This is a genomic window from Metabacillus fastidiosus NBRC 101226, assembly GCF_001591625.1.
GTDB lineage: Bacteria > Bacillota > Bacilli > Bacillales > Bacillaceae > Metabacillus > Metabacillus fastidiosus.
The window spans coordinates 18,980-34,884 of record NZ_BCVG01000010.1; the positions used below are offsets into that span (position 1 = coordinate 18,980).

General features: G+C 34.5%; 15 protein-coding genes, 1 pseudogene and 1 riboswitch. Of the genes and pseudogenes, 8 read left to right on the forward strand and 8 right to left on the reverse strand.

Features of this window, described 5'->3' with window-relative positions:
• Positions 1–138 precede the first annotated feature (138 nt).
• Entirely contained in the window at positions 139–489 is a 351-nt protein-coding gene (locus BFA01S_RS04535; protein WP_066226339.1) for a hypothetical protein, read from the forward strand.
• Between the two features lie 33 nt (positions 490–522).
• Here BFA01S_RS04535 and BFA01S_RS04540 read toward each other — a convergent pair whose 3' ends face one another.
• Positions 523–2,235 (reverse strand): methyl-accepting chemotaxis protein, encoded by a 1,713-nt coding sequence (locus BFA01S_RS04540; protein WP_066226340.1) that lies wholly within the window; start codon positions 2,233–2,235, stop codon positions 523–525.
• Between the two features lie 227 nt (positions 2,236–2,462).
• On the opposite strand from BFA01S_RS04540, the pseudogene BFA01S_RS23160 reads away from it, so the two are divergent.
• From BFA01S_RS23160 to BFA01S_RS04545, 3 genes and pseudogenes are all read left to right on the forward strand, one after another.
• Positions 2,463–2,626: pseudogene (locus BFA01S_RS23160) on the forward strand (carboxylesterase); the annotation flags it as partial.
• Positions 2,625–2,774, forward strand: coding sequence for a hypothetical protein (locus tag BFA01S_RS22270; RefSeq protein WP_156483534.1), 150 nt, complete (start codon positions 2,625–2,627; stop codon positions 2,772–2,774). The pseudogene BFA01S_RS23160 and the gene BFA01S_RS22270, both read left to right, overlap by 2 nt.
• Before the next feature lie 104 nt (positions 2,775–2,878).
• On the forward strand, positions 2,879–3,694 hold the full coding sequence (locus tag BFA01S_RS04545; RefSeq protein ID WP_156483535.1) for an MOSC domain-containing protein: 816 nt from the start codon (positions 2,879–2,881) through the stop codon (positions 3,692–3,694).
• Between the two features lie 14 nt (positions 3,695–3,708).
• Here the strand turns inward: BFA01S_RS04545 and BFA01S_RS04550 are convergent, their stop codons facing one another.
• Both BFA01S_RS04550 and BFA01S_RS04555 read right to left on the reverse strand, forming a co-directional pair.
• Entirely contained in the window at positions 3,709–4,398 is a 690-nt protein-coding gene (locus BFA01S_RS04550) for an ankyrin repeat domain-containing protein (protein ID WP_066226343.1), read from the reverse strand.
• Between the two features lie 24 nt (positions 4,399–4,422).
• On the reverse strand, positions 4,423–5,109 hold the full coding sequence (locus BFA01S_RS04555) for a class I SAM-dependent methyltransferase (RefSeq protein ID WP_066226345.1): 687 nt from the start codon (positions 5,107–5,109) through the stop codon (positions 4,423–4,425).
• A 97-nt stretch (positions 5,110–5,206) separates the two neighbouring features.
• On the opposite strand from BFA01S_RS04555, the gene BFA01S_RS04560 reads away from it, so the two are divergent.
• On the forward strand, positions 5,207–6,088 hold the full coding sequence (locus tag BFA01S_RS04560; RefSeq protein WP_066226347.1) for a hypothetical protein: 882 nt from the start codon (positions 5,207–5,209) through the stop codon (positions 6,086–6,088).
• 118 nt (positions 6,089–6,206) lie between these two features.
• On the opposite strand, the gene BFA01S_RS04565 is transcribed toward BFA01S_RS04560, so the two are convergent.
• The 4 genes from BFA01S_RS04565 to BFA01S_RS04580 all read right to left on the reverse strand — a co-directional run bounded on the left by BFA01S_RS04565 (position 6,207) and on the right by BFA01S_RS04580 (position 10,357).
• A complete protein-coding gene (locus BFA01S_RS04565; protein ID WP_066226348.1) occupies positions 6,207–7,118 on the reverse strand; it encodes an EamA family transporter in 912 nt (303 codons plus the stop codon).
• Positions 7,119–7,294: 176 nt separating this feature from the next.
• Positions 7,295–7,474, reverse strand: a complete 180-nt coding sequence (locus BFA01S_RS04570) for a hypothetical protein (RefSeq protein WP_066226349.1) — start codon at positions 7,472–7,474, stop codon at positions 7,295–7,297.
• Between the two features lie 345 nt (positions 7,475–7,819).
• On the reverse strand, positions 7,820–9,094 hold the full coding sequence (hmpA, locus tag BFA01S_RS04575) for an NO-inducible flavohemoprotein (RefSeq protein WP_066226351.1): 1,275 nt from the start codon (positions 9,092–9,094) through the stop codon (positions 7,820–7,822).
• 90 nt (positions 9,095–9,184) lie between these two features.
• On the reverse strand, positions 9,185–10,357 hold the full coding sequence (locus tag BFA01S_RS04580; RefSeq protein ID WP_066226353.1) for a M20 family metallopeptidase: 1,173 nt from the start codon (positions 10,355–10,357) through the stop codon (positions 9,185–9,187).
• Positions 10,358–10,517: 160 nt separating this feature from the next.
• On the opposite strand from BFA01S_RS04580, the gene BFA01S_RS04585 reads away from it, so the two are divergent.
• Both BFA01S_RS04585 and BFA01S_RS04590 read left to right on the forward strand, forming a co-directional pair.
• Complete coding sequence (locus tag BFA01S_RS04585; RefSeq protein ID WP_066226355.1) at positions 10,518–10,904, forward strand: hypothetical protein; 387 nt, start codon at positions 10,518–10,520, stop codon at positions 10,902–10,904.
• Between the two features lie 102 nt (positions 10,905–11,006).
• On the forward strand, positions 11,007–12,530 hold the full coding sequence (locus BFA01S_RS04590) for an MDR family MFS transporter (protein ID WP_429994845.1): 1,524 nt from the start codon (positions 11,007–11,009) through the stop codon (positions 12,528–12,530).
• Between the two features lie 48 nt (positions 12,531–12,578).
• On the opposite strand, the gene BFA01S_RS04595 is transcribed toward BFA01S_RS04590, so the two are convergent.
• The gene (locus BFA01S_RS04595; protein WP_066226359.1) at positions 12,579–13,070 is read right to left on the reverse strand and encodes a QueT transporter family protein; all 492 of its coding nucleotides are present in this window, start codon (positions 13,068–13,070) and stop codon (positions 12,579–12,581) included.
• An 8-nt stretch (positions 13,071–13,078) separates the two neighbouring features.
• A riboswitch (PreQ1 riboswitch) is annotated at positions 13,079–13,123 on the reverse strand.
• A gap of 176 nt (positions 13,124–13,299) precedes the next feature.
• Here BFA01S_RS04595 and BFA01S_RS04600 point away from each other — a divergent pair.
• Positions 13,300–15,876, forward strand: a complete 2,577-nt coding sequence (locus BFA01S_RS04600; RefSeq protein ID WP_066226360.1) for a bifunctional diguanylate cyclase/phosphodiesterase — start codon at positions 13,300–13,302, stop codon at positions 15,874–15,876.
• Positions 15,877–15,905: the final 29 nt, after the last annotated feature.

Here is a 15,905-nt window from a genome sequence, read left to right on the forward strand (position 1 = left end):
TCTTTGAATATTGAAAAATAGCGAAAAATCAATTTTTATCTTTACACATGGGAATTTAGTACAAAAGTATTATATTAAAACTTATGTTCTACATGTAATATAAGAATACTGAGATTATATCTAGGAAGTGAAAGATAAATGTATAAAACAATGACATTGCTAACCTTTGCGGTTGTACTTACAGCTTGTAGCAGTGATGATACAGCTAATAAGGGGAATGAGAAACAAGAGCAAAAAGTGGAAGTAAATGTCGGAGAAGAAACTACAGAATGGTCTTCCTTGCCTGAATATGAGAAAATCATGGAAGTCATCGACGGGAATAATTATACATTTCAAATGATGACAGATAATCAAGGTAAAAGAATACTTTTTCTTACAAATAATAATGATGAAAAAATATATAAGACAGTTTTTGTGAAAAGTGAAAAAAGATTAAAGATCATTAAAGTGAATGGCAGCGGTGAGATTTTTAATGACATTATTAATTAATATAAAAAAGGATAGAGAAAGCTCTATCCTTTTTTATATTTTAAACTTCATAATCATTTCTTGCAGCTCTTCAGAAATTTTTGCTAAGTTTAATGATGCAGATGCGATTTGTTCAATAGAAGCGAGCTGTTGCTGCGTTGCTGCGGAAATATTTTGAGTACCATTTGCTGATTCTTCCGCAATTGTTTTAACTTTTGAGACAGAAGAAGCAACTTGTTCTGTACCGGATGATAATTCATTAATAGCAAATGTGACATCCTTCAATTGATTAAATACTTCACTTAGGGCTGTTTCAATCTTTTCAAAAGATGTCCCCGCATCCTTAACGACATGCAGTCCTTCTTCGACTTCTTTTGTTGTTGATTCCATTGATTTTAATGTTTTTCCAGTATCATTTTGAATATGTTGAATAAGACTTGTTATTTGTTTCGCAGAGTTAGCTGATTGCTCGGCAAGCTTACGTACTTCATCAGCAACGACTGCAAACCCTTTACCTGCTTCACCCGCTCTTGCGGCTTCAATAGCAGCATTGAGAGCAAGAAGATTTGTTTGTGCTGCAATAGCAGTAATTACTTCATTAATTTTCCCGATCTCAGCAGAGCTGTCACTTAAATTTTTAATAGAGTCTTCAAGTATAGAAACATTTGAATTAATAGAATTCATTTGCGTTATAACTCTTTCAATTGACTCTTTACCTTCGATTGAAATCTCTGATGTTTGGGAAGCGCTTTCTGAGAGCTGATTTGCATTTTTATTAATTTGCTGTGCATAGCTTGAAATTTCGTTGATAATATCAGAGCTTTCTTCTACACTGTAGACTTGTTGATCAGTTCCTGTTGCCAACTGTTGAATATTCGTAGAAATATGCTCACTCGTTTGTGCACTTTGCTCAGCACTTGCACTTAATTGTTCAGAGGAAGCAGCAACAATTCCAGATGTTTCACTTACCGATTTAATCATTTTTTTTAAACCATCGATCATATTATTGTAAGAAACAACTAACTGACCAATCTCATCTCTTGACTGATAACTTCCACTGGTTGTAAAGTCTCCATCTTCTGCTTTTAGCATAAGAGATTGAACTTGTCTGATTGGTTTGACGATAATAAGAGTGATAAATAGTCCGACAATAATAGAAAGTATAATTCCAACGATACTGACTGTTGTTAAGATAAATGTAGCACTTTCTAATTTCTTCTCATTTTCCTGGCTGATTTTATTTGCCAAATCTTGATTGAAATTTTGCAGGTCAATGACAACTTCGTTTAAGTCCTGTCTTTTCTTATTAGCAAACTCAGTATATAGCTTATAAGCTTCTCCATTCTTTTTTGCTTTTGCTAACTCAAAAGCTTCATTTCTAACAGGAGTAAATTCTTTAATATTTTTTGAATAATCTTCGAGACCTTTTAATTCTTCAGTATACAGATCTCCTTCTTCATATTGTGCCCGCATTTCATTATTTACTTTAATTGTCTGGCTGATTGAGTCCATTAACTGTTCAAATCTTGTATTATCTTCTGTCAGTAAGGCTTCAGATGTATAGGAGTCGATCATAAGATTATTTACGCGAATATGACCAAGCCATTCGATCGGTTTTAATCGTTCTTTATAAATAAGCTCTGAACTATGAGCGATCTCTTTCATATATTTATGACCTACAAAACTGACGATAATTAATGAGAAGGCTGAAATTACTATTAATAATAGTAGTTTTGTTGGGATCTTTAAGTTCTGGATAAGTCTCATCTGCATCTCCCTTTTTTAGACTGTTTATTTCTTATATCGGTAAGCATAGGTTAAATATTTATTGATATTAAATAATATTTACAAATATGTAATAATTTTTGACAAAAATAGTTATTAATAATAAATTTTCTCACATTCAAGATAATTTTGCTATATAAATGATCAGAAAAGAAGCAGAGGATAGAACATGAAATATATTTTGAAAAAAATGGAGGAATTCTCCAAAGCTGACTTTCCTTTTACTGCATGGGACAGGTGAAACAGAATTAGATTTACTGCCGTTAGCTGAAAAAAACTTGATTATGAAGCATCTCTACTAAGTGTACGTGGAAATGTATTAGAAAATGGAATGTCTCGATTTTTTAGAAGAATAGCAGAGGGTATATTTGATGGATATAATCGGTTGTATTCTAAAAGGAAATATATGCTGTAATGATAAAGAATCATTGGAAATTAAATTTTCCCCAATTAATGAACTGTCAGAGGCTTTACTCGGTATGCATCTTAAATGGCTTGAAGATGTGCTGAAAAATGGATGAAGTTCATTTCTTCATTAGAGAAATAAGAAGGGATTTCTTATGTATTGCCGAATGTTACAATTTAATGTTGAAAAATTTAAAGGGATGAAGAAAGGTGAGTTATTGTGACAATTCCACTGGTTTCATCATTATGGAGATATCCTGTCAAGTCAATGATGGGGGAAGAAATGAATGCATGCTATATGACAGAAAAAGGACTTTTGGGAGATCGTGCTTTCGGTGTAATTGATATAGAAACAGGGAAGCTTGCTAATGCTAAAAATCCTCTTAAATGGCCAAATATGTTTCAGTATAGAGCGGCTTTTGTGAAACCGCCACATGTGGACGAGCCGATTCCGCCTGTTCGTATTACATTTCCAAATGGTCAAATGATCTTAAGTACGGATAATGATAAAGATGTACTTCTTACAGAGACTTTTAATCGGAATGTAAAATTATCAATACCTTCAACTGAAGATGTTGAATTTGAAGGATATATTCCGGAAGAGTTAACCGAAGTGGAAAATCCCGGCTCTATTTTTACGAGAGAGTCACCAAAAGGCACTTTTTACGATATTGGCATTGTGCATCTCATTACGACTGCAACAATTGATAGGCTAAGGGAGATAAACCCAAGCAGTAGAATTGAGGCAAGAAGATTCCGGCCGAATATTATTATAGATGTTCCAAACGGAGAAGGTTTTATTGAGAATGAATGGGTTGGTAAAACCTTAGCTATAGGTGATGAAGTGGAACTGAAAATTATGCAAAATACGAAGCGATGTATTATGACAACACTTGCGCAAGGCGACTTACCAAAAGATACAAATGTGCTAAAATCAATTGTTAAACATAATGAGGGCAGCTTCGGTGTATATGCTTCAGTTATAAAAAAAGGTGAGATTAAGATTGGGGATCAAATTAAACCCAAATATTATTAAAAGCAGGAGCATATTTATTTTGCTCCTGCTTTTAATAATATTTGTTCTATTTCTTTATAATTTTTATTACGGGTATGCTGCAAAGGAGTTATGTTGTCATTGTCTGGAATATTAACATTTGCTCCATGATCAATGAGTAATTGAACTGTTTTCTGCTGCTTTTCATCCCCATCATTTAAAATGATTGCCTCAATTAAAGCAGTCCATCCAAGATTATTAACATGATTAACATCGACTTTTGTATGAGTGAGAATTTCTTTAACGATGTCAACGTAACCATGCTCAGCAGCGGGAATCAGGGCGGTGCCTCCGTAACGATCTGTAATGGAGGGGTCCGCTCCCGCTCTAATCGTAAGTTTTACAATATCGGTATATCCTTCCGCTGCCGCATAAAGGAATGGATTATTTTCCATATCGTCTTGTAGATTGACATCTGCTCCACCTTGAATAAGAAGTTTCACAATTTTTGGTTCATTATTATAGGTAGCAATCATAAGAGGGGTTCTTCCCCTTAAATCTTTTGTATTAAGGTCTGTACCATTGCTAATAAGTTTTTTAATTTTATGTATATCATTAAGCTCTACAGCTTTAATAAGTTCATTATTTTCTGTTTCAAATTCTGCTGTTGATTCAGAACTATGGAGTATACTGCAGCCTTGAATGATAAGAAGACTGCTAACAACTGCTATAACCCTTTTCAACATAATTATACGCCTCCATTATTATTGTTAACTTTTTCTCCCGAATAAAATAACGAAATTAAAGTATTTATAAAGGCAGTCAACGTCTTTAAATCCGCTCTCGTTCAACCAATGAAGCTGTTTTGCTAGTGTTGCCATTTTATCAAGCTTTGTTCTATCAAATGCAGCATTTATCTCTTCTGTTGTTAGACCACTTGCTTCTATCTTATTTTTCCAGTCATCTTTGTAAAGGTTTTCAATAAAAGATGTATGACCTAGAACTTGATCAGCATTTATAAAGATCCCGTCTTCTTTAAGTATAGAGAATATTTTATGATATAAATTTTGTTTATCATTGTCATTTAAATGATGGATCGACAGGGAAGAAATAACAAGATCATATTTTTCTTCAAATTTATAATCAGTGTAATCAGCAATAATATAATCAATATTTGGATCATCTTTAAATCTATTTTTAGCACTTTCTAACATTTTTTCAGAAATATCAATTAATGTTATTTTGGCTTTCGGATATTTTTCTTTTATAAATGAGGAAAATAATCCTGTACCTGCCCCAATATCTAAAATATTCGGTGTGTCATTCTCTATTTCTATTACAGATACAGGAATAGAATAGAAATCATCAAAACAGGGAATTAACTTACTTCTTTGGTTATCATATTGCATAGCATTTTCATTGAATTTTTTTATAATATCATTTTTTGTTCCAATCATTTTGAAAATCCTCTCTTAAGTTAAATTTAGCAATCGCAGCGGATTTATATCATTAAATCATCCTCATTTTAATAGATTAATAAAAGGAGGGGATTTGATGAAACTACCAGCTCTCATTCTTGGCGGTGCTTTTAAAAAACAGGGATTATTAAATAGCAATATTGAAAGACATTCAAGACCGAATCACAAAGACTTGAATGAGAAATACTTCCGCCCATCTAAGCTGCCTGCTTTAAATAAAAGGAACTTGTCTTATTCAATTGGTGAAAAAGACTCGATACAAATAGAACTGCCAAAACAATTCATGCTTACACCTCGGGATACCATCATAAACTATTTTAGTATTTTACGAGAAGCTGCTCATTTATCAGACAATATAGCTGGAGGATGTGGAACAGTTGGTATGGCGACGTTGCCATATCCAGTTGTATATAATTTCCTAACTATAGAATATCAGAAAAGAGTGAATTATAAAAATTTTTTTAATTCTTTTCGAAATATAGGCCATATAAATTTAGTTAAATTAAAGAGAGTAAGAAATGAGAAGGGAAAATGGGAATATTTCGCTGAAATCGAGACAATTGAGGGTTCTCTAAAAGGCTTAACATATTTTGCTTATTATTATAGTTTTATTACAATTATACGAGAAAACGATGTTTATAAAATAGATGATCTTCATTTTTATGGGGAGGATTTTTTATGTGCTCCGTATCATGGATGGAGCCATGACGCTGAAGCGGTTGTAGATATTAAATATGGAAATTGGTGCAAACTTGTAAGCAGAAGGTATCCGACAGTTCAAAATGGCTATGTGAAAAATGTTTTCTTCAAGGGAACAGATGGAAATGATTATCTTTTTATTTTTTTTGAGCTGACGAATGGAACAGATATTGAAATTGCACAATATAGAAGGGGATTAGATGGGGGATGGATAGAGATAAAAATAGATCCTGAGAAATGTTTAGAACCTGTCCAATAAGTCTCTCATAAGTCGTAAAAGTACTAAAAGGCCCCACTATGATTAATGATTCTCATAGTGGGGCTTTGCAGGAGGATGTCTAAAGGGAGCAGTTTTTACCCTTTTTTAGACATCTTCTTTAAATAGCAGATTGATTATCTACTTGAATACTTTTTCCATTCTTTTTAGACATCCTCATATTTCCAATAATGATTCCACCTAAAATGAGAAGAACACCAAGCCATTGCAATAACGTGACATCTTCTCTTAAAATAAGTGCAGACATAGAGACGACGACTGGAAGTTCAGCAGAGCTTAAAATTGTTCCGAGTCCAGGCCCAATATGTGGCATCCCAATAGAGAATAGAAGAGGCGGGAGCGCAACACCGAAAAATCCAAGGAATAAACCATACGGTGCAACTCCCGTTAATAATTCTGTATTAAATAAAAATGCTGGAGGGAGAAAGATTAAAACAACGATTACCCCGCCAGTTGTAAGAATGGCACTTTTTAAAACCGGAGGCAGCTCTTTTGCAACTGATCCGCTAATGAAAATAAAGCTGGTAAATGTAAAAGCAGAAAGAAGTGCCCAAATTGTTCCTTGTAATGGAAGAGAAAGCTCCCCATTTAATACAAAACCTGCAGAGAGAACCGAACCGACAATTAAAATAGCAATTGCAATAAGTTTATTTTTCGTAGGCTTTTTCTTATAAAAAATCCATTCAAAAAGAGAGCCAATCCAAACAAATTGGAATAAAAAGATAATTGCAAGTGAAGCATCAAGTGTTTTTAATGATTCATAATAAAAAAGTCCTGTCAGACCAAAAGGTACACCAGATATTAATAGTTTAAATATCTGTCCAAATTGTAATTTTTGTTTTTTTGTAAAAAGAGCGATGATCCAAATAAAAATTGCTCCAAATAAAAATTGGCTTCCAGTCACTTCCGGCATAGAAAAACCGGCAGCGTATGCGAGCTTTACAAATGTCGATAATAATCCATAGCAGCAACCGCCTAGAAACACAATAAATGCATATTGCCAAGTCTTCATTAAAATTACTCCTTTCATCACATAAAAAGCCACACAATCATTTATTTACTAAACAATTGTGTGGCGAAAATAGAATTGCATCTAGAAAAGTCCACGGATCCCTAAAAGGTTTTATTAATTAAACTCTATTAATCAGTATAAGGGAGGAGAAAGGAATTTGTCAATTCAAACCATGATTAGAAAGCGTTTTCATAAATGATCCCTTTAAATTTGATTTTTAAGTCTGAGTTACTATTGTCATTTAAATGATTTTTTAAATCTTGAACTCTTTTTAATGCGTCTGTCATTCCAGTAGCATGTATCTTATGTTCACTTGTTTCATTACCTGTATCTATTAAAAAAACAAACTGTTTCATTGTTTAATATTACCCCTTTAGATAGTATTATTAATGTTATCCTTATTATAAATGAAAGCTGTTTTATTGTCAGCACATTCTGTTACATAATTGTGTATATATTGTGAAATCGTTTTCATTTTAAGTTTTTAAAAAATGTACACTTGTGAAGTTATACACAAATTTATATATAAGAAAAATATTTTATTAGAATATAATAACGCAGAACTAGTGAAATAGAAACAAAAAAATTCAGATCCTTTATAGAAACAGGGTCTGAATTTTTTTGTTTTACTGTGTTGAAATGTCCGATTAGTTTAATAACTGTTAGCAGGGAATAAAAATACTGATGGAGTTTTCCTTTATTCAATCGCTGTCCAAGTTACCAAAAGAACCAAAAAATTCATAGTGGATATTTTCTGCTGGAACATCCCATTGTTTTAATGCTTTGTTAATTGCTTTCATAAACGGCTCCGGTCCGCAGAAATAAAAATTACCCTCATTGGAAGGAAGAATTTTTTGTAAAGCAGGTAATGTAATATAGCCTTCCTCATCAAAGTTATGAGAGACCTTATCTTCATCGGTTGGTGTTTGATAAAAAGTAAAAGCTTTTACATTTTCATGTTCTGAAGATACTTTTTTTACATCTTCTTTAAAGGCATGTACTGTGCTATTCATTGCTGCATGAATATAGTAGACTTTTCGATCAGGCTGTTCATGAATAATGGTATTAAGCATGCTAAGCATAGGAGTTTGTCCAACACCGCCGCTAATCAAAATAACCGGTGCCCTGCTTTCCATATCCAAATAGAAATCTCCGGCCGGTGCTGTAATCGGGATAGTATCTCCTTCATTAAAAAGCTCATGCAAATCAGTAGATACGACTCCTTTCGGATAACCTTCTTCAAGAGCATCCTCCCGTTTTACACTTATGCGAAAATAATCTAAGCCAGGGCGATCTGATAAGCTGTACTGGCGCAAATGTGTGAATTCCTCTTGTTCGATATCGACCTTAATTGTAATATACTGTCCCGGAATAAATAATGGTAATTCATTCCCGTCTTTAGGTTTCAAATAAAAAGAAGTAATAACATCACTTTCCCTTACCTTTTTATCGATAACGAAGTCTTTAAAACCACCCCAGCCTCCTGGTGCCGATTCTGTTGTTTTATAAAGGATGCCTTCCATTTTGATAAATACATCAGCAATAATTGTGTAAGCATCTGCCCATGCATCAATAATTTCAGGCGTTGCTGCTTCACCAAGAATTTCTTTAATAGCACCTAATAAATTTTCACCGACGATCGGATACTGTTCAGGTTTAATTTGCAAGCTGCGGTGCTTTTGTCCGATTCTTTCGAGTGCAGGCATAATGGCACTCATATCTTCAATATTGGCAGCAGCTGCATAAACAGCATTGGCAAGTGCTTTCGGCTGATGACCTGTTTTTTGATGTGTTAAATTAAAAACATTTTTCAATTCTGGATGGTTTTCGAATAAACGTTCATAAAATCTTGTTGTAATTGCTTCACCGTGTTCAAGTACAACGGGTAATGTTGCTTTTACAATTTCTAATTTTTCAGGGTCTAATTTTTTAACTGTTTTTAAGATATCTTCCCATACATACTTTCTAGCAGTCATATTTATCCCTCCATTGTAATGAAGTATTTCTAAAGAGTTAATATACCCGAAAGAATGGAGGGATATTCATAATATGGTTAATAGTGGGATTTAATTTTCTTCCATATAAGATAATACTGCTGTACCTAGCACCTTTGCAGCGATTAATAAAGCTTTTTCATCGAAATCAAATTTTGCATGATGATGAGGATATGTTTCACGTCCGGCAATTTTTGCTCCTGTCATGAAAAAAGTGCCTTTTACATGTTGTAAATAATAAGCGAAATCTTCTGCCCCCATCCGTGGTTCATATTCTTTCACAGATTGAACATCCGGTACAGTTTCAGCTGTCTTTGCAATGAATTCTGTTTCTTCTTTATGGTTTACTGTTGCGGGGTATCCTTTTAAAAATGTGTAATCATAGCTGACATTTGCAGTGAGGCAAGTACCTTTTATAATACGTTCTATCTCTTCTTCAATAAAATCTCTTGTGTCTTCTTTGAACGTTCTTACTGTACCTGCTAAAACAGCAGAATCTGCAATAATATTAAATGGATTTTTAGCTTCAAAGGAACAAACCGAGACGACAGCACTATCTAACGGGCTTACACGTCTGCTTACAATTTGCTGGAGACTGGTTACAAGCTGGGAACCGACGACAATGCTGTCTTTTGTCCGTTCAGGCTGTGATGCATGGCCTCCATATCCTTGAATTTTGATATCAAAGCGGTCAGCAGCAGCCATGAATGGTCCGACCTTATAGCCGATTTCACCAAGCGGTGCTGTAGCCCATAAATGTGTACCAAAAATAACATCAACACCGTCAAGGCAGCCGTCCTCAATCATCGCAATTGCACCACCTGGAGGAAGTTCTTCTGCATGCTGATGAATAAAGACGACAGATCCTTCCAGTTCGCTTTTTAATTTATTTAATGCTTTTGCAACACCTAATAATGTTGCCGTATGTCCATCATGCCCGCAAGCATGCATAACCCCGTCTACTTTTGATCTATAGGCTGCTTCATTTTCTTCCTGGATTGGAAGTGCATCAAAATCAGCTCTTAATGCAACTGTTGGTCCAGGCTTTTCACCTCTTAAAGTTGCAACAACACCTCGTCCACCGACATTTGTTCGAACATCATGCCCGAGTTTTTCATGAAATGCCGCAATAAATTTCGGTGTCTCTACTTCTTCAAATGAAAGCTCAGGATATTGATGCAAATGACGTCTAATCTCTACCATCTCTTTATAAAACCCATCAAGCAATTCATATAGTTTCTTCATATTTAACTCCCCCTATTTCTAAAATGATATCATGCCCGGGGGTTTTCTACATTAGTTAAAGATTCAATTATAAATACATGCTAACTAAAATTCTTTCGGAATGGATTATTACTGCACTAGATGAACAGGTTGTATTAATAAGAAGGAGGGATGAATTGCAATGAATATTATTGATCGTTTAAAGAAGTTTATCATTGATCAAACTGTTATTCCGAAATCAATTAAAATCCATCCGAAATATATAGAGGAACTCGAGAATGCGAAATATGCATACAGACTTGAACGCCGGGTTAATGGAGATGTGAGGAAGTTTATGGGGATTGAACTCATTCCAGATGAAGAGACAGATATATTTGAAGCAGCAGAGAAAGATGAGAATGATCATTGTATTGTGAAAAAGGAAGTAAAAAGATTGAAAGAAAAGTATGAAAAGAAAGATAATGAGGCAGCAAAAGACATTAGTTTGCTATTTGGATATATAGGTTATTTTGAACGTGAACTGGAAGACAAGCGCAATTATCTTTGGTATTTAAAGAAACAGCAGTAATCGTTTTTATAGTAAAATTTACAAAAAATAATTTGCAGTAAAGCATATCCATATGATTCAATAAAAGGCGGCAGCTAATTTATAAAAAAGGGAGAAAACTTAGTGGAAGCAAATAAAAATATTAACTTTGTCGTTGCGGGCCTATTATTGACGATTTTAATGTCATCTATGGATAATACGATCGTTGCAACAGCAATGGGTACAATTGTTGGTGAAATGGGTGGATTGGATAAATTCATCTGGGTTACTTCCGCGTATATGGTAGCAGAAATGGCTGGTATGCCTATTTTTGGTAAACTATCTGATATGTACGGAAGGAAACGTTTTTTTATTTTTGGACTTATCGTTTTTTTACTCGGTTCGATTCTTTGCGGAACAGCACAAAGTATTGAGCAGCTTAGTCTTTACAGGGCAATTCAAGGAATCGGCGGCGGAGCATTAATTCCGATTACTTTCACTATTTTATTTGATATTTTCCCACCGGAAAAACGTGGTAAAATGACAGGATTATTCGGAGCAGTTTTCGGTCTTTCAAGTGTATTCGGACCGCTCCTCGGCGCATATATTACAGATTACATAAGCTGGCATTGGATTTTCTATATTAACCTGCCGCTCGGTTTTATCGCATTTTTCTTCGTTTTAAAATATTATAAGGAATCTCATGAACATTCAAAACAGCGCATTGACTGGCTCGGTGCATTTACACTTGTTGGAGCAGTCGTCTGTCTCATATTCGCTTTAGAGCTTGGCGGGAATAAATATGAATGGAACTCAGCTGTTATTATAGGTTTATTTAGCACCTTCTCTGTTTTATTCGTCGCATTCTTATTTATTGAGAGAACAGTAACAGAACCGATTATTTCATTTAAAATGTTCCAAAATCGTCTATTTGCCGCCAGTACTCTTGTTGGTCTTTGTTATGGGGTAGGATTCATTGTTGCCGCAGTCTATATCCCAATTTATGTTCAAGGTGTGACAGGAGGATCAGCGACGAATTCGGGTCTTATTTTGCTGCCGATGATGCTCGGTGTAGTTGTTTCCAGTCAGCTTGGCGCTATTTTGGCAGCTAAAGTTGGTTATCGAAATGTCATGATCGTATTTGCCCTTATTTTTGTACTTGGCATTTATCTGCTTGGTACATTGGATGAAAATACATCGAAAATGACACTGACTATTTTTATGATTATCGTTGGTCTTGGTACTGGTGCTTCGTTCTCTGTCATAAGTATGGCAGCAATTCATCATATGGATGTAAGACAGAGAGGTTCAGCAAATTCTACTATTTCCTTCGTTCGCCAATTAGGAATGACGATTGGAATTACAGTTTACGGAATCATTCAAAGAAATGAATTCACAGATAAAATGGCCAGTGCTTTTGATAAGACAGGACAAATATTCCAGGGAGGAATGTCAGCTGATCCTCGGGCTATCCTGTCACCTGAAGCACGAGCATCCATTCCAGCCCCTATTTTAGAAAAAATAACGAATATACTCGCAAGCTCGATTACACAGACATTTACATGGGCTCTTATTCCAGCGGGTTTAGTTATCGTATTTGTTTTCTTATTAACGAATGACCGTTTAGTAACATCAGCACAGCCAAAAGAGAAGATACAAGCAGAATAAAATAAAAAAATGCCTCACTTCATTTTAGAAGGAAGGCATTTTTTGCATTTAATCTATTATTTTCTCGAAATGAATGCGTTTGTTAATCGCAATGATAATTGGTGCCCCTGCAAACATGACAACGAATTCTCCGATAGCTGTCGTTAACCATAATAGAGAAAACGGTAAATCTAAATCTGTGAAAATATACAATTCAAATGCAATAATAAACATCGTAAATGAAAAGACGATCGTATTAATAAACATTCGCATCCAAATTCCTTTTATATAGCGCGCTGTAACAATTGTAATAAGCAGGGCAATCAGTGATTGTCCAACGCCGAAAATAACATCGACCTTCATTGGCGAAAAAAATAAATTTGCCAGAAATACACCTAAAAGAATTCCATATATATATTTCTTATTGAAAACAATTAGATGATTAAATATTTCAGGGATACGAAATTGGATATTCCCAAATCCAATTGGCTGGATGAGCATTGTTACGACAATATATATCGCAGCTAAGAGCCCATTCACAACAAGGGTTTTTACTTTCATATTTAAATCTCTCCTTAGTTTTTTATCGTGGGATGGTTACGAACCACGTTATGCGTACATTCAAGAAGAAAATAATAAAGCAATGCGATCTATTCGTCAATATGATAAGTATGGAAACTTTTCTGTTTTTTTAATAAGAAGAACCTGTTTTTACTTTGAGTTTTTGGTAGCACTTTCCTATGAATTTGTTATAATTTTTACAAGACTAAAAAAAGTGGGTTGAAAACAAATGTTAAGTGACCGACAAAATTTACAATTACAAGCGATTTTAGATGCGAGTGACGATATAATAATCGTTAAAAACAGTGAAGGATACTGGATTGAAGCAAATAAAAGAACATTGGAAATTTTTAAGATAGACGAGAGTAATTATAAGGGAAAACTCGATCATCAATTAGGTGAAATATACTATTATTATGCACCGTTTGTTAATAGTTTTATAGAGATGGATAAAAAGACATGGGAAACGGGAAAGCAAATAGAAATAGAAGAGGAAATAAACGTTAATGAAATAACCTATTTGTTTAAGCTGATTGGGATTCCTGTTTATGATCGTTTTGGAAACCCGGATATCATAATGATTATTGGACGGGATGTTACTGAAAAGAGAAGAACAGATATGCTTCTATTGAAGAGTGAGAAGAAGTATAATTCATTTTTTACGAAAAATCCCGATGGAATTTACTCCTTGGATATTAACGGTCATTTTCTGGATGTGAATGAAATTGCAGAAAAACTTATCGGTTACAGCCGTGAACAATTACTTGAAATGGATTTTTTCTCTACGATTGATAAAAGGGATAATGAGAAAATAAGAAGTGCTTTTGAAAGTGTAAAAAGCGGGAAAACTGAAAGCCGTGAAGCAAGACTTGTGCGTAAAGATGGTGAAAGGATAGACTTGTATCTAACACTTATTCCGACTTCTTTAAATGAAAATGTCATTGGGATTACCGGAATTGCTCAAGATATTACGAGTAAAAAGCAGTCTGAATTTTTAAGGCAGACACAGACTGCTATTTTGGAATTAATCGCAGTCGGAAAGCCGCTTCCTGAAATTTTGGAGAAAATTGTAAAGGTGATAGAGGGCCAAACAGATGATGTTTGTTGTTCAGTTATGTTTTATCATGAGGAAGAAAATGTACTTAGGATTGGCTATGCACCTCATTTAAATGAAGCGCTGCGAAGAAAATTCAGTGAAATACCAGTTCATTTGAATAACAATTCCTGCAGCCGTACTGTACATATAAAAGAATTAGAGATTGCTCAAAATATTACAACTGATGAAGTATGGAGAAATTACTGTGATGAGGCAATGAAGTATGGTATCCGTTCTTGCTGGTCCTTGCCGATTTTGTCTACGACTGATTCTTTGCTTGGTACATTTGTCCTTTGCTATACAAATGTTAGGACACCGACGAAATTTGAGATTGAAATGCTGACGAGTTTAAGTTATTTAACGGGGCTTGCGATTGAGAGAAATAAATTTGAAGAAAATATTCAATATTTAGCATCACATGATGTTCTTACCGATTTGGCAAATCTTCGTTATTTTAAAGAAATATCAACAAATACAATTGAAGAAGCAAAAAGGGAAAATAGAAAGCTTTATATTATGTTTATGGATTTAAATGAATTTAAATCCATTAATGATAATTTTGGTCATGCTTATGGAGATTTGATCTTGAAAACAACTGCAGAGCGAATTAAGGAAAGTATGACAGCGAGTGATATTGTTTCAAGGGTAGGAGGCGATGAATTCGTTATCTTACTTTGTAATATTACAGATTATGATAAGGTAAATGATATTGCTAAAAAGATTTTGGAGGCAGTAAAGCAGCCTATCATTATTGATAATAGTGAATTTCATATAACGACGAGCATCGGAATAAGCATGTATCCAAACCATGGAGAAACGATTGAAGAGTTAATAAGAAATGCTGATACGGCAATGTATAACGTAAAATCAACTGGTGGAAACGCAAGCTTAATATATGATGAAAAAATGGCTGATCCAGCATTCGAATACTTTGCACTGCAAGGGGAATTCCGTAAAGCTCTTATCCAAAATCAATTCATTCTCCATTACCAGCCGAAAGTTAATATTGAAACAGGCGAAGTGATAGGTGTAGAAGCATTAGTTCGCTGGAATCATCCGACAAAAGGATTGATTAGTCCAGCTATATTTATCCCTTTAGCGGAAGAAAGCGGATTCATTATGGAGCTTGGCGCATGGGTGATTGAAGAAACCTGCCGTCAAATTCGGGCTTGGAAAGAAGCTGGTCCATTTAATATTCGAGTAGCAGTAAATGTTTCTGTTCGTCAGTTTATTCAGCAGGATGTTGTTATTCTTGTGAAAGAAACATTGAAAAAAGAAGGTCTCCCGCCAAATTGTCTGGAAATTGAAATTACTGAAAGTGTATTTGTGAAGCATGAAAATATTATTCAAGATGCCATCGCAAATTTACAAGATATTGGTATACGAGTCTCAATCGATGATTTTGGCACCGGTTATGCTTCTTTATCCTATTTAAAGCAATTCAGGGCAAATACAATTAAAATTGACCGCTCATTTATTCGTTCTCTTCCAGAAATGAAAGATGATGCCGCAATCGTTTCGGCAGTAATTACACTTGCACGCAAGCTTAATATGGATGTCGTTGCTGAAGGAGTGGAAACAAAAGAGCAGGCGGAATTCTTACTTGGGAAGGGATGCAGTGATGTGCAAGGTTTTTACTACAGCAAACCGCTTCCGGCTGAGGAAGTACCGAAATTTTTAGAAAAAAAAGAGTGGAAAATAATTTCATAAAAGAGAGGAGCATACGGTTCTAACTTACA

Excerpts from the sequence above, each read along its gene's own strand:
- BFA01S_RS04535 (WP_066226339.1), top strand. The coding sequence starts at position 139 with ATGTATAAAACAATGACATTGCTAACCTTTGCGGTTGTACTTACAGCT.
- BFA01S_RS04540 (WP_066226340.1), bottom strand. The coding sequence starts at position 2,235 with ATGAGACTTATCCAGAACTTAAAGATCCCAACAAAACTACTATTATTA.
- BFA01S_RS22270 (WP_156483534.1), top strand. The coding sequence starts at position 2,625 with ATGGATATAATCGGTTGTATTCTAAAAGGAAATATATGCTGTAATGAT.
- BFA01S_RS04550 (WP_066226343.1), bottom strand. The coding sequence starts at position 4,398 with ATGTTGAAAAGGGTTATAGCAGTTGTTAGCAGTCTTCTTATCATTCAA.
- BFA01S_RS04555 (WP_066226345.1), bottom strand. The coding sequence starts at position 5,109 with ATGATTGGAACAAAAAATGATATTATAAAAAAATTCAATGAAAATGCT.
- BFA01S_RS04560 (WP_066226347.1), top strand. The coding sequence starts at position 5,207 with ATGAAACTACCAGCTCTCATTCTTGGCGGTGCTTTTAAAAAACAGGGA.
- BFA01S_RS04565 (WP_066226348.1), bottom strand. The coding sequence starts at position 7,118 with ATGAAGACTTGGCAATATGCATTTATTGTGTTTCTAGGCGGTTGCTGC.
- BFA01S_RS04570 (WP_066226349.1), bottom strand. The coding sequence starts at position 7,474 with ATGAAACAGTTTGTTTTTTTAATAGATACAGGTAATGAAACAAGTGAA.
- hmpA (WP_066226351.1), bottom strand. The coding sequence starts at position 9,094 with ATGACTGCTAGAAAGTATGTATGGGAAGATATCTTAAAAACAGTTAAA.
- BFA01S_RS04580 (WP_066226353.1), bottom strand. The coding sequence starts at position 10,357 with ATGAAGAAACTATATGAATTGCTTGATGGGTTTTATAAAGAGATGGTA.
- BFA01S_RS04585 (WP_066226355.1), top strand. The coding sequence starts at position 10,518 with ATGAATATTATTGATCGTTTAAAGAAGTTTATCATTGATCAAACTGTT.
- BFA01S_RS04595 (WP_066226359.1), bottom strand. The coding sequence starts at position 13,070 with ATGAAAGTAAAAACCCTTGTTGTGAATGGGCTCTTAGCTGCGATATAT.
- BFA01S_RS04600 (WP_066226360.1), top strand. The coding sequence starts at position 13,300 with ATGTTAAGTGACCGACAAAATTTACAATTACAAGCGATTTTAGATGCG.